13 protein-coding genes and 1 riboswitch are annotated in these 16,202 nt (G+C 66.2%); of the genes, 8 read left to right on the plus strand and 5 right to left on the minus strand.

All coding sequences use genetic code 11. The annotated features are described in order from the left end of the window. Window positions 1-11: 11 nt before the first annotated feature. Both DBZ32_RS07135 and DBZ32_RS07140 read right to left on the minus strand, forming a co-directional pair. On the minus strand, window positions 12-2,567 hold the full coding sequence (locus DBZ32_RS07135) for an ATP-binding protein (protein ID WP_119166459.1): 2,556 nt from the start codon (window positions 2,565-2,567) through the stop codon (window positions 12-14). A gap of 174 nt (window positions 2,568-2,741) precedes the next feature. After that, complete coding sequence (locus DBZ32_RS07140; RefSeq protein ID WP_119166460.1) at window positions 2,742-3,419, minus strand: orotate phosphoribosyltransferase; 678 nt, start codon at window positions 3,417-3,419, stop codon at window positions 2,742-2,744. 113 nt (window positions 3,420-3,532) lie between these two features. Beyond that, window positions 3,533-3,643: riboswitch (TPP riboswitch) on the plus strand. A gap of 75 nt (window positions 3,644-3,718) precedes the next feature. Here DBZ32_RS07140 and DBZ32_RS07145 point away from each other — a divergent pair. The 3 genes from DBZ32_RS07145 to thiE are packed head-to-tail and all read left to right on the plus strand — an operon-like array spanning window position 3,719 to window position 6,308. Continuing rightward, window positions 3,719-4,801, plus strand: coding sequence for a TRAP transporter substrate-binding protein (locus tag DBZ32_RS07145; protein WP_119166461.1), 1,083 nt, complete (start codon window positions 3,719-3,721; stop codon window positions 4,799-4,801). A gap of 32 nt (window positions 4,802-4,833) precedes the next feature. Then, window positions 4,834-5,640: a hydroxyethylthiazole kinase gene (gene thiM, locus DBZ32_RS07150; RefSeq protein WP_119166462.1), complete on the plus strand. Its 807-nt coding sequence runs from the start codon at window positions 4,834-4,836 to the stop codon at window positions 5,638-5,640. After that, window positions 5,637-6,308, plus strand: coding sequence for a thiamine phosphate synthase (thiE, locus tag DBZ32_RS07155; RefSeq protein ID WP_119166463.1), 672 nt, complete (start codon window positions 5,637-5,639; stop codon window positions 6,306-6,308). The genes thiM and thiE overlap by 4 nt, the downstream gene beginning before the upstream one ends. A 409-nt stretch (window positions 6,309-6,717) precedes the next feature. Here thiE and DBZ32_RS07160 read toward each other — a convergent pair whose 3' ends face one another. Beyond that, window positions 6,718-7,116: a VOC family protein gene (locus tag DBZ32_RS07160; protein WP_119166464.1), complete on the minus strand. Its 399-nt coding sequence runs from the start codon at window positions 7,114-7,116 to the stop codon at window positions 6,718-6,720. Window positions 7,117-7,223: 107 nt separating this feature from the next. Between DBZ32_RS07160 and soxR the strand changes: the two genes are divergently transcribed. Beyond that, on the plus strand, window positions 7,224-7,688 hold the full coding sequence (gene soxR, locus DBZ32_RS07165) for a redox-sensitive transcriptional activator SoxR (protein WP_119166988.1): 465 nt from the start codon (window positions 7,224-7,226) through the stop codon (window positions 7,686-7,688). Window positions 7,689-7,718: 30 nt separating this feature from the next. On the opposite strand, the gene DBZ32_RS07170 is transcribed toward soxR, so the two are convergent. After that, window positions 7,719-8,756: a patatin-like phospholipase family protein gene (locus DBZ32_RS07170; RefSeq protein ID WP_162906616.1), complete on the minus strand. Its 1,038-nt coding sequence runs from the start codon at window positions 8,754-8,756 to the stop codon at window positions 7,719-7,721. A gap of 94 nt (window positions 8,757-8,850) precedes the next feature. On the opposite strand from DBZ32_RS07170, the gene DBZ32_RS07175 reads away from it, so the two are divergent. Further along, the gene (locus tag DBZ32_RS07175) at window positions 8,851-9,699 is read left to right on the plus strand and encodes an enoyl-CoA hydratase-related protein (RefSeq protein ID WP_119166989.1); all 849 of its coding nucleotides are present in this window, start codon (window positions 8,851-8,853) and stop codon (window positions 9,697-9,699) included. A 54-nt stretch (window positions 9,700-9,753) separates the two neighbouring features. Here DBZ32_RS07175 and DBZ32_RS07180 read toward each other — a convergent pair whose 3' ends face one another. Beyond that, window positions 9,754-10,209 carry a PaaI family thioesterase gene (locus DBZ32_RS07180; RefSeq protein ID WP_119166466.1) on the minus strand — a complete coding sequence of 152 codons (456 nt, stop codon included), beginning with the start codon at window positions 10,207-10,209 and terminating at the stop codon, window positions 9,754-9,756. Window positions 10,210-10,571: 362 nt separating this feature from the next. Here DBZ32_RS07180 and DBZ32_RS22030 point away from each other — a divergent pair, with 362 nt between their 5' ends. From DBZ32_RS22030 to DBZ32_RS07195, 3 genes are all read left to right on the plus strand, one after another. Continuing rightward, window positions 10,572-11,225, plus strand: a complete 654-nt coding sequence (locus DBZ32_RS22030; protein ID WP_162906617.1) for an ImuA family protein — start codon at window positions 10,572-10,574, stop codon at window positions 11,223-11,225. Then, window positions 11,152-12,774 (plus strand): Y-family DNA polymerase, encoded by a 1,623-nt coding sequence (locus tag DBZ32_RS07190; RefSeq protein WP_119166468.1) that lies wholly within the window; start codon window positions 11,152-11,154, stop codon window positions 12,772-12,774. The genes DBZ32_RS22030 and DBZ32_RS07190 overlap by 74 nt, the downstream gene beginning before the upstream one ends. 94 nt (window positions 12,775-12,868) lie before the next feature. Then, window positions 12,869-16,156: an error-prone DNA polymerase gene (locus DBZ32_RS07195; protein WP_119166469.1), complete on the plus strand. Its 3,288-nt coding sequence runs from the start codon at window positions 12,869-12,871 to the stop codon at window positions 16,154-16,156. The last annotated feature ends 46 nt before the right edge of the window (window positions 16,157-16,202 follow it).

A 16,202-nucleotide genomic window follows, 5' to 3' on the forward strand; every position in this document is an offset into this window, starting at 1 on the left:
TGTAGCCGGGCTTAGATCGCCGCTTTCAGGCTGCCCGAGGGGTTCTCATCGTCCACTGCGGTTTGGCGAGATTGCAGAAGCAGCCGCTCCGGCGGCAAGAGGGCGCTCACGACGGTCCCCTCTCCCGGTCGACTGTCGATCGTCAAACGACCGCCGTGAAGTTCGAGAAGCTGCTGCGAAAGCGGCAAGCCCAGGCCGGTACCGCCTTCCCCACGAACGAAGGAGTCCCGGACCTGACCGAACGGACGAAGCGCAACCTCCACATCCGCCGGATGCATTCCCAGGCCGTTGTCGTCGACCCAGAAGCGCAGCCAGCCGTCGGACTGCAGCTCCGCACCGATTCGCACGCGGCCGCCGTCCGGCGTGAACTTCACTGCATTCGATAGAAGGTTGAGCAGCACCTGCTTGAACCGGCGCGCATCGCCCCGCACCGTCGGCAAGTCCGACAGGTCGTCGATATCCAGCGACAGCTGCTTACTGGCGGCTCGCGCCGAGATCAACGCGACGGCGGAAGCGACGACGTCCAGCGGCGAGAAGAGCGTCTCCTTCAAGTCCGCTTGCCCCGCCTCGATTTTCGCCAGGTCGAGCAGATCGCCGATAATCCCCAACAAGTGCCGGCCGGCCGCCTGAACGTGGCCGATGTACTCCGTCTGCCGTTCGTTCAACGTCCCTCCGAATCCTTGCTGGAGCGCATCGGAGAATCCGATCACGGCGTTGAGCGGCGTGCGCAGTTCATGGCTCATGTTGGCCAGGAAGTTGGACTTCGCGCGATTCGCAAGCTCCGCTTCCTCGCGCGCCTCAAGGGTCTCGTCCTGCAGTTTCCGCTCTTCGGTGATGTCGATCACCACTCCGTTCCAGACGACGGCGCCATCGGCACGCCGCTGCGGTCGGGCGCGGCCGCGCAGCCAGCGCACGGCTCCGTCCCGGAGGATTCGGTAGTCGCATTGCCAGGGTGTCAGCGTCTCGGCGGAGCAGAGAATGCTTTCGTCGAACCGTTCCAGATCGTCGGGCACAACCTCGTTCAGAAGAACAGCGGCGTCGCGCTCCGCATCCTCCGGTTCACATCCATAGAGGTCGCGGACACCGCTGCTGACAAAGCTGAAGGTCTTCTGCCCGTTCGGCCAGAGGACGAATTGGTAGACCATGCCGGGTACGGTCTCGGCGATATCGGAGAGACGACGTTCCGCGAGTTGGCGAGCCAATTCCTCGCATTTGTCATCGGTAATGTCGCGAGCGGCGACAACCACACCGTCTTCCAGCGGAAGCGCTTGAATGCGCATCCACTTCGGCTTGACGTCCGGAGACTCCAGCGGCAACTCCATCTCGAAAGGCTGTTGGGTCTCGACCACTTGCTTGTAGTGCTCGACCAAACCATGGGTGCGGTTGATCGGAACGGCCTCGCAGAGACGCCGCCCAATCCAGTGCGCCCGCGGCTTTGTCATCATCTGCTCGGCTCGTCGATTCATGTCGGCGATCGTAAAGTCGATAATCTTGCCGGTATCGTCGCGCAAGCTGCGCAGAAAGTAGTAGCCATGCAGCGAGCCCTCGACCGCCGCCTCGCGCTGCGCGGTGGCGCGCTGGGCCCGCCGGATCTGAACGCTGAGCAACCAGACCCCGCCGAGAATGATGGCCAGCGCGGTAACCATCACCAGCAGATCGCGCCAGACCCCCCTGCGCCAGTCCGCCAGCGACTGGCCCCGGTCGATCGATACGGTCACCGCCAAAGGCAAATCGGGTACGGGGCCGAGCCCGACGATACGCATCCGTCCGTCCCAGGCAGAAGGTCCCTCGAGTGCACGCGGCTCCTCAAACAAGTCGGCATTGACCTCGAAGGGAAACATCGTCTGGCCGACCTGCGCGCCCGATCCTGGGAAGCGCGCCAGCAAGAGACCGTCGCTGCGCCAAAGCCCGAGGGAGGTCGTGTGAAGGTTGCTGGAGCGGCGGTAGAGATCATGGAAGTAGCGGCCGTCCAGATTTGCCACCACGATACCGCCGAAGTCGCCGTTCGGCAGATCGATCCGCCGGCTGACCGGAATACTCCACTGGTCCCCGGCGACGCGCGGCTCACCTATGCTGAGGCTGCCCCTCGGCTCGTCTTTGTGGTGCCGCCAGTAGGCATAGCTGGAGACCTGATGCGGCAAACTGGCGGTCGGGCCGGCCGCGACGCGCACCTGGCCCTCGGCGTCGATCACCCGGAAGCTCACAACTTGCGGAAGCTTGACCAACAGCTCTTCCAGGCGGCCGCGCGCGTCTGTCGGAGTCGAGCCATACCGAGGATAGGTGACGGCAAAGCTGCGGAGCACGAGATCCACGGTATCCAGGCTACGCGCGGTATGCTCGGCGATCAGCTTGACCGTATCCAACGTGCTCGAGCGCGCCGTCTCCAGGACGACACGACGCGACTCGACGAGATTCCAGGCGTTCAGTCCGGCCAGCAGAAGGCAGAGCACGATACCGAAGGCAAGCAAACTGCGCCGGGGCATCTCCGTGCCGTTGAGCGCCGGTCTTCGCTCCAAGTCCGCGCGACCGGCAACAGTCGGTGCAACGTCTCTTCCAGACAGCGCCATCGGGAGAATTCTCGCAGTACGGAGAGTTTCTTAACGCGAGAGCTTCTACTGATAGTGGTTGACATAGTATTAATGCCTACGAACGGCCTGCCAAGGCGTGCGCGTAAGTCGAATCCCCTAACAGATCGAACCTCCAGGTGGACTGGCGAGCCTTCGGGTTAACGCGCTCGTCGACTAGTCTTGAGCGTCGCCGGCGCGCCAACCGTCGGGGTTGTCCAGGAAGGCCTTCACGTCGGTCAGGCCGTCACCCGACAGATAGCCTGCCGTTTCGGCCGCCGCCAAGGCATCGTACCAGGTGCAAAGGGCATGCAGCTTCACCCCCTCCGCCTCCAGCCGAGCGATACCTTCGGGAAAGATGCCGTAGTGGAAGACCACAAAGCTGTGCGCCACTTTGGCACCGGCCGTGCGCAACGCTTCGACGAATCCGAGTTTGGAACCGCCATCGGTCGCCAGATCCTCAACCAACAAGACGCGCGCACCCTCTGAAAAGCTGCCCTCGATCCTGGCGTTCCGCCCGAACCCCTTGGGTTGCTTGCGCACATAGACCATGGGCAAGGCCAGCCGCTCCGCGATCCAGGCCGCGAAGGGAATGCCTGCCGTCTCGCCGCCGGCGATCGCATCGAGCGACTCGTAGCCGATGGCATCGGCGATCCGCTCCACCGCCAAGTCCATCAGCCGCGCCCGCGCTCGCGGGAAGGAGATGATCTTGCGGCAGTCGACATAGACCGGGCTTTGCCGCCCGGAGGTGAAAGTAAAGGGGTCTTCAGGCCGGAACAGAACCGCCTCGATTTCCAACAGAATGTCGGCAGTGGTGCGTGCGGCCGTTTTGGCGCCGCTGACGGGCGTGGTCATGGATCAGGACTCCTGTCGGGTAGCGGTGTAACGGCGCGGTCATAGCTGCCTTTGCCCGATCGAGGCAACGCCACCCCTTCACAGCCGGCATCCCAAGGTCCATCATAACCTCGACATAAGGCCCGGGGTGTCCCGCACAGCGCATGCTGCAACGGGGCTGAGATCACACCCGCCGAACCTGATCTGGATCATGCCAGCGCAGGGAGCCGCCGATACCTCCGCCTGCAAACGTCAAGCGGGTCGCCAGAGGTCCCGAGCATTCGACGGCTTCGCTTTCCCGCGCTGGGGGAGGAACCGAGATGCACGTCGCAAACCGCCGCCGCTTTCTCGCCTTTGCAACCGGCGCCACAGCCGCCGCCAGCTTGTCTGCCCCAGCGATCGCAAGGGAGCGCCGGATTTGGCGCCTGGCCACATCTTGGCCGAGGAACGCACCCGGACCCGGCACCACAGCCGCCCGCCTGGCCGAACGGATCACCGCACTGTCGAGTGGCCGTCTGACGGTGGAGCTGCATGCGGCCGGCGAGCTGGTACCGGCCCTGGAAGTCTTCGACGCGGTCTCCGCAGGCACAGTCGAGATGGGGCACTCGGCAGCCCTCTTCTGGTCCGGAAAGATGCCCTCCGCGCCCTATTTCACGGCGGTGCCCTTCGGACTGATGCCGGAGGGACACGACGCCTGGCTGACAGCCGGTGGCGGCCAGGCGCTCTGGGACGAGCTTTACGGAACCTTCGGTGTGAAGCCCTTCGCCGCCGGCAACTCCGGCATCCAGATGGGAGGCTGGTATCGGCGGCGGATCGAGAAACTGGAAGACATGAAAGGCCTACGGCTGCGCATGCCGGGGCTGGGCGGCGAAGTGCTGCGCCGGCTGGGTGCCGCGCCCGTGACCCTGCCGCCGGGCGAAATCTTCGGCGCGCTTTCGACAGGTGCAATCGACGGCGCCGAGTTCCTGGGACCCTGGCAGGACCGCGCGCTCGGCCTTCAGCGGGCGGCGACCTTCTATCTCTGGCCCGGCTGGCATGAACCGAACGGCAGTGCCGAAGCCCTGATCTCGGCAAAGGCCTATGCCGACCTGCCCAGCGATCTGCAGCAGCTCGTCACGGCCTGCTGCGAAGTGGAAAACCGACGAGGCCCAGCCGAAGCCGAATGGCGCAACGCCGCAGCGCTCGCACAGTTCGAAGAAGAGGGCACCGTCACTCTGCACCCTTGGCCGACCGAGGTGCTGCGGGCCGCGCGCCTGGAAAGCGAAGCCGTGCTGGCGGAGCTGGCGGAAACAAGCGCGCTCGACCGACGCATCCGAGACTCCTACTCCGCGGCCAAGACCCTCTTTCTACACTGGGGACGGGTCGGACGGCATGCGCTGCTGAGCGCCCAGATCGACGCCTGAACCCCGCTTTGACCCATCGAGAGGAGATCTCCATGACCCTCGCCGCCACCCTCGACCAACCGTCCAAAACCCTGCATGCCCTGCGCGAGCAAAGGCCTCTGGTCCAGAACATCACCAATTTCGTCGCCATGGACCTGGCAGCCAACACTCTGCTAGCGGTCGGCGCGTCGCCGGCCATGGTACATGCGCCCCAGGAGGCGGCAGAGTTCGCAGCCCTTGCCGGTGCCCTGACCGTCAATCTGGGAACCATGGAAGCCCATTGGGTCGAGTCCGCCGAAGCTGCCGCCAAGGCAGCCGCCGCCGCGGGGCGGCCCTGGGTGCTGGACCCCGTCGCGGTCGGCGCAACCGGCTTCAGACGCGGCAACGCCGCACGCCTGCTGGCCTGTAAGCCGACGGTGGTGCGCGGCAACGCGTCGGAGATCATGACACTTGCGGGCCTCAGCGGGGCGGAAGGCAAGGGCGTCGATTCGACCGTGGGGTCGGAGTCGGCGGTCGAGGCGTCGCAGCGTCTGGCGCAAAGCTGCGGGGCCGTGGTGGTGGTGACCGGAGCCCTGGATCACGTCAGCGACGGCACCCGCCAGGCCACCTGCGCCAACAGCCACGAAATGATGACGAGGATCACCGCCAGCGGCTGCGCCTTGACAGCTCTGACCGGTGCCTGCCTGGCCGTCGAGCCAGAGCCCCTGGCGGCGGCGCTGCATGCCCTGGCGATCTACGGCGTCGCGGCGGAGCGCGCCGCAGCGCGCTCGCGCGGCCCGGGTAGCTTGCGCGTCAATCTTCTCGACGAGCTCTATCTGCTCGACGGCGGCGACCTCGACCGAGCCGCGAGGCTCGGATGAGCGCGCGCCAGACCCTCGACCTCTCGGTCTACCTGGTGCTGGGCCGCAGCGACTGCCGCCGTCACGGTTTGGAGGAGGTCGTCGCTCGCGCCCTGGCCGGCGGCGCCACCCTGGTTCAGTTGCGTGAGAAAGAATTGCCGGCGCACGACTATCTGGAGCTGGCCCGAAGCCTTCTGCCGCTGCTCGAGAAGGCCGGCGTTCCGCTGATGATCAACGACCGGGTCGAGGAGGCCGTCGTTCTGGGCGCTGCCGAGGGCAAGGTCGGGCTGCACGTCGGCCAGGGCGACCAGCCGGCCCTCGAAGTCCGCGCGCGGGTCGGTCACCGCCCCTTCCTCGGCCTTTCCGTACGCCGTCCCGAGGAAGCGATGGCCGCCCCGGTGGAAGCAGTCGATCACTTGGGTGTGGGGCCGGTTTACGCCACCACGACCAAAGCGAACGCAGCCGCGCCGATCGGACCGGCAGGCGTCGCCGCCGTGCGCGCCGTAACCGCATTACCGCTGGTCGGCATCGGCGGCATTACGATCGACCGGGCACCCGAGGTCATCGCCGCCGGCGCACAGGGTGTGGCCGTGGTCTCGGCCATTACCGGCAGCGATGATCCCGAGGCGGCCACCGCACGGCTTGCCCGCGCCGTGGCCGACAGCAAACGTCTGCGGCGGAGGTCTTGAAGGACCCGCGGCTAAGGAAATTTAGAGACTCCCGGCTCACTCACGCCTTTTGCAACGAACGAACCACGATCGTCTCAAAAGACCGTCGCCCAAGACGAAGAGGTGATACGGGGCGGCTCCGACGCGCAGTAGAACAAGTGCCAGACTGAGGCGTGCGCCAAGGCCATGCGGCCGCCTCGGCGATAGCTCCTAGAAGACCGGCAACGTACCTGGGTTACCGCCGCCGAAGGGCGATGGCCGCAAGCGTGATGACGGTCGAATAGTTCCTTCGGTCTTATAGAACCGGGTTCCGTCGCATCGACTCGCCCAAGCCTTGAGACGCAGCACCCGAGGAGTTGGCGCTGAGCGCAGAGAGGCATGCGATCAACGTCGCCGCCAGGCGTCGCGGGCGCGGCGGAGGCGCCCGTCATCAGCGCTCGGTCTTCGGCGCGTAGCTGACGACTTCGAATTCGATGCCGTCGGCGTCGCGGAAATAGAACCGGCGGCCGGGGTCGTAGTCGTCATAGCCATAGGTCGCGTAGCCGGCCTGCTTTACCCGCCCCTCGACTGCATCCAGGTTGGCGACGACGACGCCGATATGGTTGAGGCCGCCTTTGGCGTGGTAGCTGGAGGCGATGGTCTCCGGAGGCCGGCCGTTGGCATAAACGGCGAGGTAGGCGTCGTCGGTGCCGACATGAATTGTCTGGCCGCCCATGGTCGAAGGACCCTGCCAGCGGATCTTCCAGTCGAAGAACCGGCAGACCATCTCCGCGGTTTTCTGCGGGTCGCTGACGGTGACGTTGACGTGTTCCAGGGTGGCGTTCTGCATCGGTCCGTTCCTCCGGTTGAAGTCAACTCAGCTCTTGATTTGCGAACGATAATTCCTCAACTTAACTTGAGATCAAGGAATTTTGCGGACGTGTCATGGAGGCGGAAATGCGGGCGGATGACCGGCTATCGATCGGCGATCTGGCCCGCCGGACCGGTCTGTCGGTGTCGGCGATTCGGTTCTACGAGACAAGGGGACTGGTGACACCGATGCGCAACGCCGGCGGACAGCGGCGGTTTCTCCGGGCGGACGTGCGGCGGCTGTCGTTCGTGCTGATCGCCCAACAGCTCGGCTTCTCGATCGACCAGATCCACCGGCAACTCAACCGCTTGCCGGAGGGGCGCACGCCGACGGCCAAGGATTGGGCGCGGATCAGCCGCTCGTTCCGCCAGGAACTGGACGAACGGATCGATGCTCTGACTCGACTGCGCGACAACCTCGACGGTTGCATCGGTTGCGGCTGCCTGTCCTTGCGGAAATGCGCCCTGTACAATCCACTCGACCGCGCCGGCCGCCGAGGCTCGGGTCCCCGATACCTGATGGGCGACGACTGGAATCCCGACGCGGCCTAGGTTAGCGCGGCGCGGAACCAAATCGAGTCCTCAGAGATAGCGCGACGGAGCCCTGTAGCTGCTGGCCTGTCCAACCAAGCTGCGCGGGCCAGCGAGCCAACCTTCGGCGGCGTCGCGGCCAAGATCGCGCAGGTAGGTCAGAAAGCGCCAGTCGGCGTTGAGCCGGCTGGAGGCGCTCAATTGGCCGAGCACCTGGGGCTCGGCGATGCCGTGCAGGCGCACCTCGGGATGGGTGGCGGCCAGCCATTCCAGCTCGGCCAGCAGGCCGCCCGCCCCCGACAAGCTGTTGAGACGGTCGAAGATCTCTTGCGGACTGGTCAGCGTACCCGGCTGCTCGAGCCCGTCCAGTTCGACCAGCAGCAGATCGTCCGGTGCCGTCTCGTCCGCGAGCAAGGGGCGCAAAGGAGGGTTGGCCAGATAGGCGCCATCCCAATAGGGCTCCCCCTCGATTTCGACCGCCTTGTTGAGGAACGGCAGGCAAGTCGAAGCGATCACGGCGTCCAGGGTGATCTGACGTGGTCCGAAGACCCGAATCCGCCCGCGGCGCACGTTGGTGGCAGCGATGTGTACCTGCACTTCGGCGCAGTCCCGAACGATCGCAAAATCGATGGTCTGGCGCAGCACCTCGCGCAGGGGATTGAGATCGAAAGCCTTGAACTGATAGGGCGAAAACAGTCGGCTGAGGGTGTCCATCCAACGGTAGCCAGGCGAAAAGTCGAGGCCACCCGGCCGCAACAGGCGGTCGATGGGGCTCGGCTGCAGGGGCGAGAATGCCGCTAGCGCCGCCGTACGCTCCCAAACCTCGGCCAGCTTGCCGCGGGCACCGGCACGGCCGCCCTCGGCGAAGCCTTGAGCCAAGGCGACCGCATTGACCGCCCCGGCGCTGGCACCGCTGACTCTGGGGAAGCTGAGGCTTTCCTCTTCCAACAGGCGATCCAGCACGCCCCAGGCAAAGGCGCCGTAGGCACCGCCGCCAGGCAGAGCCAGACCGAGCGGCGTTACAGCGGCGGCCGGACGCTCCTCGAGGATGACGGTCGTGCCTGCCCGCCGGCTTCCGTTACGCGGCATCCGGTGTATGCTCCATCCAGCTTTCGAAGAAACCCCGCGCCCATGTCGCATTGCACATCGGCGTGTGGCAAGCCGAATGAAGGAGCAGACCCGGATGTCCCAGGCCGAGACTCTCGTCACCGACACAGCAACCGGGCCAGCCCGGCCAACCCCCGAGGGCGCGGCCGACGACTCACTGCTGCTGCGACGCGAGGGACCGGTCGCCACGATCATCCTGAATCGCCCGGAACGCCGCAACGCGCTGAACCACGCCGCCTGGACACGCTTGGGCGCAACAGTGACGGCGCTGAATGCGGATACCGACCTGCGCTGCATCGTGGTGCGCGGCGCGGGCGGCGAAGCCTTTGCGGCCGGCGCCGACATCTCCGAATTCGAGGAACGACGCCACGACGCTGCCTCGGCCCGCAGCTACGCCGATAACATGCATGCTGCGCTGGAAGGGCTTATGCACTCGCCCCACAGCACTCTGGCGGCGATCGAAGGCGCTTGCGTCGGCGGCGGGCTGGAACTGGCGCTCTGCTGCGACCTGCGCCTCTGCGCCGAGGGCAGCCGTTTCGGCATCCCGATCGCCCGCCTGGGCCATGTGTTGCCCTGGGAGGGTATGATTCCGCTGGTTCAGCTCTCCAGCCGCGCCGTCGCGTTGGAGCTGCTGCTGGAAGGCCGAATCTTCGAGGCTGAGGAAGCTTACGTGAAAGGCTTGGTCAATCGGGTGGTGACCCCAGAGGCTTTCGAAGCGGAGGTCGCGGCAACGACCAAACGCCTCGCCGCCGCGGCACCTCTGGCCGCCCGGGCGCACAAGCTGCACGCGGCCCGCGCACTCGACCCGCAGCCCTTGAGCGAAGCGGAATATGCCAGCGCCTTCGCGGTCTGCGACAGTGCCGACTACCGCGAGGGCGTCGAGGCTTTCCTGGAGAAGCGCAAACCGGTTTTTCGCGGGAAGTGACGAGTCACGGGGAGTGCTGGAGAAGCGTCCCGACGACCCCTTTCAAACACCTTCCTAAGCCGGCTCGCCGTCGGGACCTTCCGAACCGCGGCGGTACTTGAAGACTCCATCGCCCTGACCAATCAGCTTGCCGGCCTCGTCCCGCACCTCGCAGCTGGAGAAGAACAGGCTGCGTCCTCCTCCGGTCTTACGGCCGGTGGCGGTTACGATTCGGCCTTCCAGGCCCGGCGCAATGAACTGGCAGGTGAGCTGCAGGGTCAAGGCGCGGCGCACGCGCCCCGGCGTTGGACAATAGCAGCCGCTGTAGCCGCTGGCCGTATCGATCAATGTGGTCAGCGCTCCGCCATGCATTACGCCGCTGCGGTTCATATGCCGACCGTCGAGCGTCAACTGAACCTGTGCCTCCGTCTCGCTCCAATAGATCAGGCGGTAACCGACAAGATCGGCAAATCCATTGGTTTCGATAGGGTCGAGAGGAAGATTTTGGAGGTCGCTGGTAAGATCGGTCATGACCGGCAAGCTGCCGTGCAGACCTGCGCTTGTCCAGATCTTGCGGAGATCTCGCCCAATTGACCGCGGTGCGGGCTTGACCTGGCGCGGGGATCGGAATAGAACAAAAAGGCAACAAGAACACTACAAGAACATCTGCCGTGCAACGCCCACCCTCTGACGGACTGCGGATCATGACCGTCGCGACTCTCGATCCTAAAAGCCGCCCTGTGCAAGATCAAACAGATCATGGCCAGGCAGACCAAAGCCAGACAAGCCACGGTCTGGCAGGCCGCCGCCATCGTCTGGAGAAACTACGCCACCGGATCCGGGTTCTGGAGCGGGGAAACACCGGACCATCGCACAGGGTGGCGCCTCTCGGCGTGGCAGCCTTGGACGAGCGGCTGCCGGGCGGTGGGCTGGCGACGACCGGACTGCACGAGATCCTGCCTGCCCGCAGGGAATGGGACGAGGGCGCCGCCTTGGGCTTCGCACTGGTCTTGCTCGGTCGGCTGACCGCCCGGCGCGACGGAGCGATCCTCTGGGCGACCCGGCAGGCCGATCTCTACGCCCCGACGCTGAGCGATTTCGGTGTCGCCGCCGAACGGCTTTTGCTGACGCGTACGGGCGGCGATGGGGAAACGCTCTGGGCTCTCGAGGAAGGATTGCGCTGCCCCGATCTGGCCGCCGTGGTCGGCGAAGTCAGCGAGCTTGATGCAACGGCCGCACGTCGCCTGCAATTGGCTGCCGAGATGATCCAGCGTCCTTGCCTGCTGCTGCAACGCCAGCGTTTGGCGCCGCGCCGCGCCACCGCGGCCAGCCCCGCCCTGACCCGCTGGCGGGTCGAAGCACGGGCTGGCGATCCAAGCCTGCCGAAGGGTCTGGTCGGCAACCCGGTCTGGCGCGTCGAGCTGCTGCGCTGCCGCGGCGGGCAGCCCGCCGTCTTCGAAGTGGAGTGGGACCATGCGACGAGTGATTTCGCTTTGGCTGCCGAGCTTTGCGATTCAACGACGGCAACGTTTGGCTACGGCGCCTGAACGAAACAGCGAGCCGACACAGCCCTTCGTCCTGACCCTGCGCGATGGCCCGCGCATTCTTTTGGCTGCGGTCGACAGCGCCGCGGCCCAAACGGGAGCGGCACCGGGTCAGACCCTGGCAGAGGCCCGTGCGCTCTGTCCGATACTGCGGAGCGAAGCACTCGATCCAGAGGCCGACCGCGCCGCGCTCGACAAGCTGACCGATTGGTGTAGCCGCTACAGCCCTTGGGTCGCGCTGACATCCGCGAGCGAGCCGTGTGGGGCTGCCGGGCTTTGGCTCGACATCACCGGTTGCGCCCACCTCTTCGACGGCGAGGAGACCTTGTCGGCAGAGCTGGTGGCGCGGCTTGCGCGCTTCGGCCTGACAGGACGCATTGGATTGGCCGACACAGCGGGCGCAGCCTGGGCCGTCGCCCGCTACGCCACCGAAGCGGCGCGGCCGGTCCGCCGCATCGCGCCCGGCGAACAGACCCAGGTCTTGGTTTCGCTACCGGTCGCGGCCTTGCGTCTTCCGGCCGCAGAAGCGGAACTGCTGCGCCGGCTCGGTCTCTCGCGGATCGGCGATCTTCTCGACCTGCCCCCAGCCGCTTTGGAACCGCGCGTGGGACCGGAAGTGGCGCGCCGCCTGCGTCAAGCGCTCGGCACGCTGGACGAGCCGATCTCGCCCAAAACGCCGGTGCCGCCGCAGATCGAGCGTCTGAACTTCGGAGAGCCGGTCGGCACAGCCGAGGACGTCGCCCGTGCGGTCGAGACTCTGCTCGGTCGGCTCTGTGCAAAACTGGAGAAGGATCAGTCGGGCGGCCGTCGTTTCGGGCTGACCGCCTATCGGGTCGACGGCAGCCTCGCCCGCCTGACCGTCGGCACCGCCCGACCCCTGCGAGATACGGCTCATCTCAAACGTCTTTTCGCCGGCAAGCTGGAGGCTCTCGATCCGGGGTACGGTGTCGAGGCACTGGTCCTGGCCGCCGAAACTCTGGAGCCGCTGACCGCTCTACAGATGACGCTGGACGCCAGCCGGACGCAGAGCGATGCGAAGAGTCCAGCCTCCACCAGGGCCGCTGCCCGGCACGACCTCGGTCGCTTGGTGGACCGCCTGGGCGGTCGCTTCGGTTTCGAGCGGGTGCACCGCCTGGCTCCGCGCGAAAGCCACCTGCCGGAGCGCTGCGTCGCCCCCAGCCCTGCCCTGCCCCACCGACCGAACCTCCGAAACCGCCTTTCCGATTCCTCCGCACAGCGCTCAAGTGAGTCTCGGCGCTCTGGCGGCTGGCCGGAACGCCCCCCCAGACCGACCCGGTTGCTGACACGGCCGGAGCCGATCGAAGCGATTGCCGCCTGGCCAGACGCACCGCCGGCCCAGTTCCGTTGGCGGCGCCTGCTGCACCGTGTCGCGCGGGCCGAAGGTCCAGAACGCCTCAGCCGGGAATGGTGGCTGCCGCAGGATGCCGGTGCAGCGGAGCGCGACTACTTCCGCGTCGAAGACGAAGACGGCCGCCGTTACTGGCTCTACCGCGAAGACAGCCGCTGGTTCCTGCACGGTCTCTTCGCGTGAGGCAGACGACCGAAGAGACCGCGGCGGACCCGTGGCACAGCAATCGGCTTCCGCCTCTTTACCCAAACGTCGCAACCAGAGTCTCGGGAGCGTAATGCGGCGAGTGGCGCACCCTGCCTATGCCGAGCTGGTTGCGGCGACCAACTTCTCCTTTCTACGGGCCGGCTCGCATCCCGAGGAACTGGTAACCGCGGCCAAGGCGTTGGGACTGGCGGCGCTCGGCATCGCCGACCGCAACTCCCTGGCCGGGGTGGTACGCGCCCATACGGCGGCCGAGGAAGCGGAGCTACCGTTGCTGGTGGGATCGCGCCTGGTGCCGCGCGACGGCCCGGAGGTGATCTGCTATCCCAAAGATCGCCCTGCTTACGGACGCCTCTGCAAGCTGCTGACCCTCGGCAAACGCCGCGCCGCCAAGGGCGAGTGCGATCTGAGCTTCGCGGAAATCGTCGCGTTCCTTCCGGACCAGGTCGCCATCCTGCTGTCGCCCGACAGGCCTGACGCCGTCTTCGAAGCTCACCTTGGCGCGTTGGTTCGGGCCGCGCCCGGCGACGTCTATCTGGGTGCAAGCTGGCGCCATCGCGGCGACGACGCGCGCCGTCTCACCCGGCTGGCGGAGATCGCCGCGCGCTGCGCCGCACCACTGGTCGCGGTGGGCGAAGTGCTGCTGCATCACCCTGCACGCAAGCCCCTGCTGGACACCCTCACCTGCATCCGCGAAGGCGTGACGATCGATACCGCCGGCTGGAGACTGGAGGCGAACGCGGAGCGCCACCTGAAGTCCGCCGAAGACATGGCGCGGCTTTTCTCTGCTTGGCCCGAGGCCCTGTCGCGCACACTCGAGATCGCCGGCAAGTGCCGCTTCAAGCTGGACGAACTGACTTACGAGTACCCAATCGAAAAAGGCCAGCGGGGCCGCACGCCGCAGCAGGAACTGGAGCATCTCACCTGGGAAGGCGCGGCGGAGCGCTATCCGCAGGGCCTTCCGCAAAAGGTCCGCACTGCCGTAACCTACGAGTTGAACCTGATCGCAGGGCTGAACTACGCCGCCTACTTCCTGACCGTCTACGATCTGGTGCGCTTCGCACGCAGCCAAAAGATTCTCTGCCAAGGCCGCGGCTCGGCAGCCAACTCGGCCGTCTGCTACTGCCTCGGCATCACCTCCGTCGACCCGGCGAAGATCGAGCTTCTGTTCGAACGCTTCGTCTCCGCCGAGCGCGGCGAGCCGCCCGACATCGACGTCGATTTCGAGCATGAACGGCGCGAGGAGGTGATCCAGTACGTCTACGCGAAGTACGGGCGCGACCGTGCCGGCCTGGCGGCAACGGTGATCTGCTATCGCAGCCGCGGCGCCGTACGTGAGGTCGGCAAGGCGCTCGGCCTGTCGGAGGACACCGTGACCGCACTCGCCGGCTCGATCTGGGGCTGGTCGAGCGAGGGGGTGGAAGAAGCTCAGGTGCGCGAACTGGGCCTCGACCCGGAGTCGCCTCGGCTGGCCCTGGTCCTCGAACTCACCCGCGAGCTGATCGGCTTTCCCCGACATCTCTCCCAGCATGTCGGCGGCTTCGTCATGACGCGCGGCCCGCTCGACGAGGTGGTGCCGATCGAGAACGCGGCGATGGCGGACCGGACGGTCATCGAGTGGGACAAGGACGACCTGGAATCTCTTGGCCTGCTCAAGGTCGATGTGCTGGCGCTCGGCATGCTGACGTGCCTGCGCAAGGGTTTCGCCCTGCTGCAGCGCCACTATGGCCGGATGCTGGATCTCGCCGAAGTGCCGCAGGACGATCCGGCGGTCTATGACATGCTCAGCGATGCGGATTCTTTGGGCGTGTTCCAGGTGGAGTCGCGCGCGCAGATGAACATGCTGCCGCGGCTGCGGCCCAAGATTTTCTACGACCTGGTGATCCAGGTTGCGATCGTGCGACCCGGCCCGATCCAGGGCGACATGGTTCATCCCTATCTACGGCGGCGCAAAGGCGAAGAACCTGTCGAGTTTCCGTCGCAGGAGCTGGCGGAGGTGCTGGAACGAACCCTGGGTGTCCCCTTGTTCCAGGAGCAGGCGATGAAGATCGCCATCGTCGCGGCGGGCTTCACGCCGAGCGAAGCCGATCGGCTCCGTCGTGCCATGGCAACCTTCCGCAAGCTCGGCATCATCCACGAGTTTCGCGGCAAGCTGATCGACGGCATGACCAAGAACGGCTACGACCGCGGCTTCGCGGAACGCTGCTTCAAGCAGATCGAGGGGTTCGGCACCTACGGCTTCCCGGAAAGCCATGCCGCCAGCTTCGCCCAGCTGGTCTACGTCTCGGCCTGGATGAAGTGCCACTACCCGGCGGTCTTCGCCTGCGCACTGCTGAACAGCCAGCCGATGGGTTTCTATGCGCCGGCGCAGATCGTCCGGGATGCACGCGACCACGGGGTCGAAGTGCTGGAACCCGACGTCAATGCCTCCGACTGGGACTGCACGCTGGAGCCGGCGCGTGCCGGCCCGGGCATGGCCTTGCGGTTGGGCCTGCGGCAGATCAAGGGCCTGTCCCCCGCCGAGGCCGAGCGCCTGGTCGCGCGCCGCGGCAACGGCTACCCGGATCCACTGAGTCTCTGGCGCAAGGGCGAGGTCGGCGCGAGGGCCTTGGAAGCGCTGGCCCGCGCCGACGCCTTCCGCTCCATGGGCCTCGACCGGCGCGAAGCGCTTTGGGCGGTCAAAGGGTTGCCCAAGGCCGATCCGCTTCCGCTCTTCGCCGCCATGAACGAAGAGGAGCGCGGACCGGATCCCGAGGTTCGCCTGCCGAAGCTGAGCGAGAGCGAGCACGTCGTCCAGGACTACGCCAGTCTGCGGCTCTCCCTGAAAGCGCATCCTCTGGTCTTCCTGCGCGACGAACTGACGGCGGAAGGCTATGGCAACACGGCGGCACTGCACCAGGCCGCCGACGGACAGCGTCTCTCGGTCGCCGGCCTGGTGCTGGTGCGGCAGCGCCCCGGCAGCGCCAAGGGCGTGATCTTCATCACCCTGGAGGACGAAACCGGCATCGCCAACCTGGTGGTCTGGCCGGATGTCTTCCAGCGCTTTCGCGCAACGGTGCTCAAAGCCTCGCTGCTCGGCGTGACCGGGAAGGTGCAACGGACCGGCAAGGTGATCCACCTGGTCGCCGAAACCCTGGTGGATCAGACGGAGCGGCTGGCGACCCTGGAGGTACGACCGCGCAACTTGATCGCCACGCTGATGCCGGCAGCCGGCAGCCAGGGCAGTGCCGAAACCGGCACGGACCCGACCGGAGTTATCTTTCAACGCGCCATCACCAGCGTCGACGAGGTCAAACATCCGATCCCGGAACAGCGCAAACCGAAACGGTTGAAGCTCCAGCAAAGCCGGGATTTTCATTGATGCAAATCGGCTGACTTCGGATCTTCAGTCGCCCTGTCGACGCAAT

It is taken from the genome of Algihabitans albus (genome assembly GCF_003572205.1).
Lineage (GTDB): Bacteria > Pseudomonadota > Alphaproteobacteria > Kiloniellales > DSM-21159 > Algihabitans > Algihabitans albus.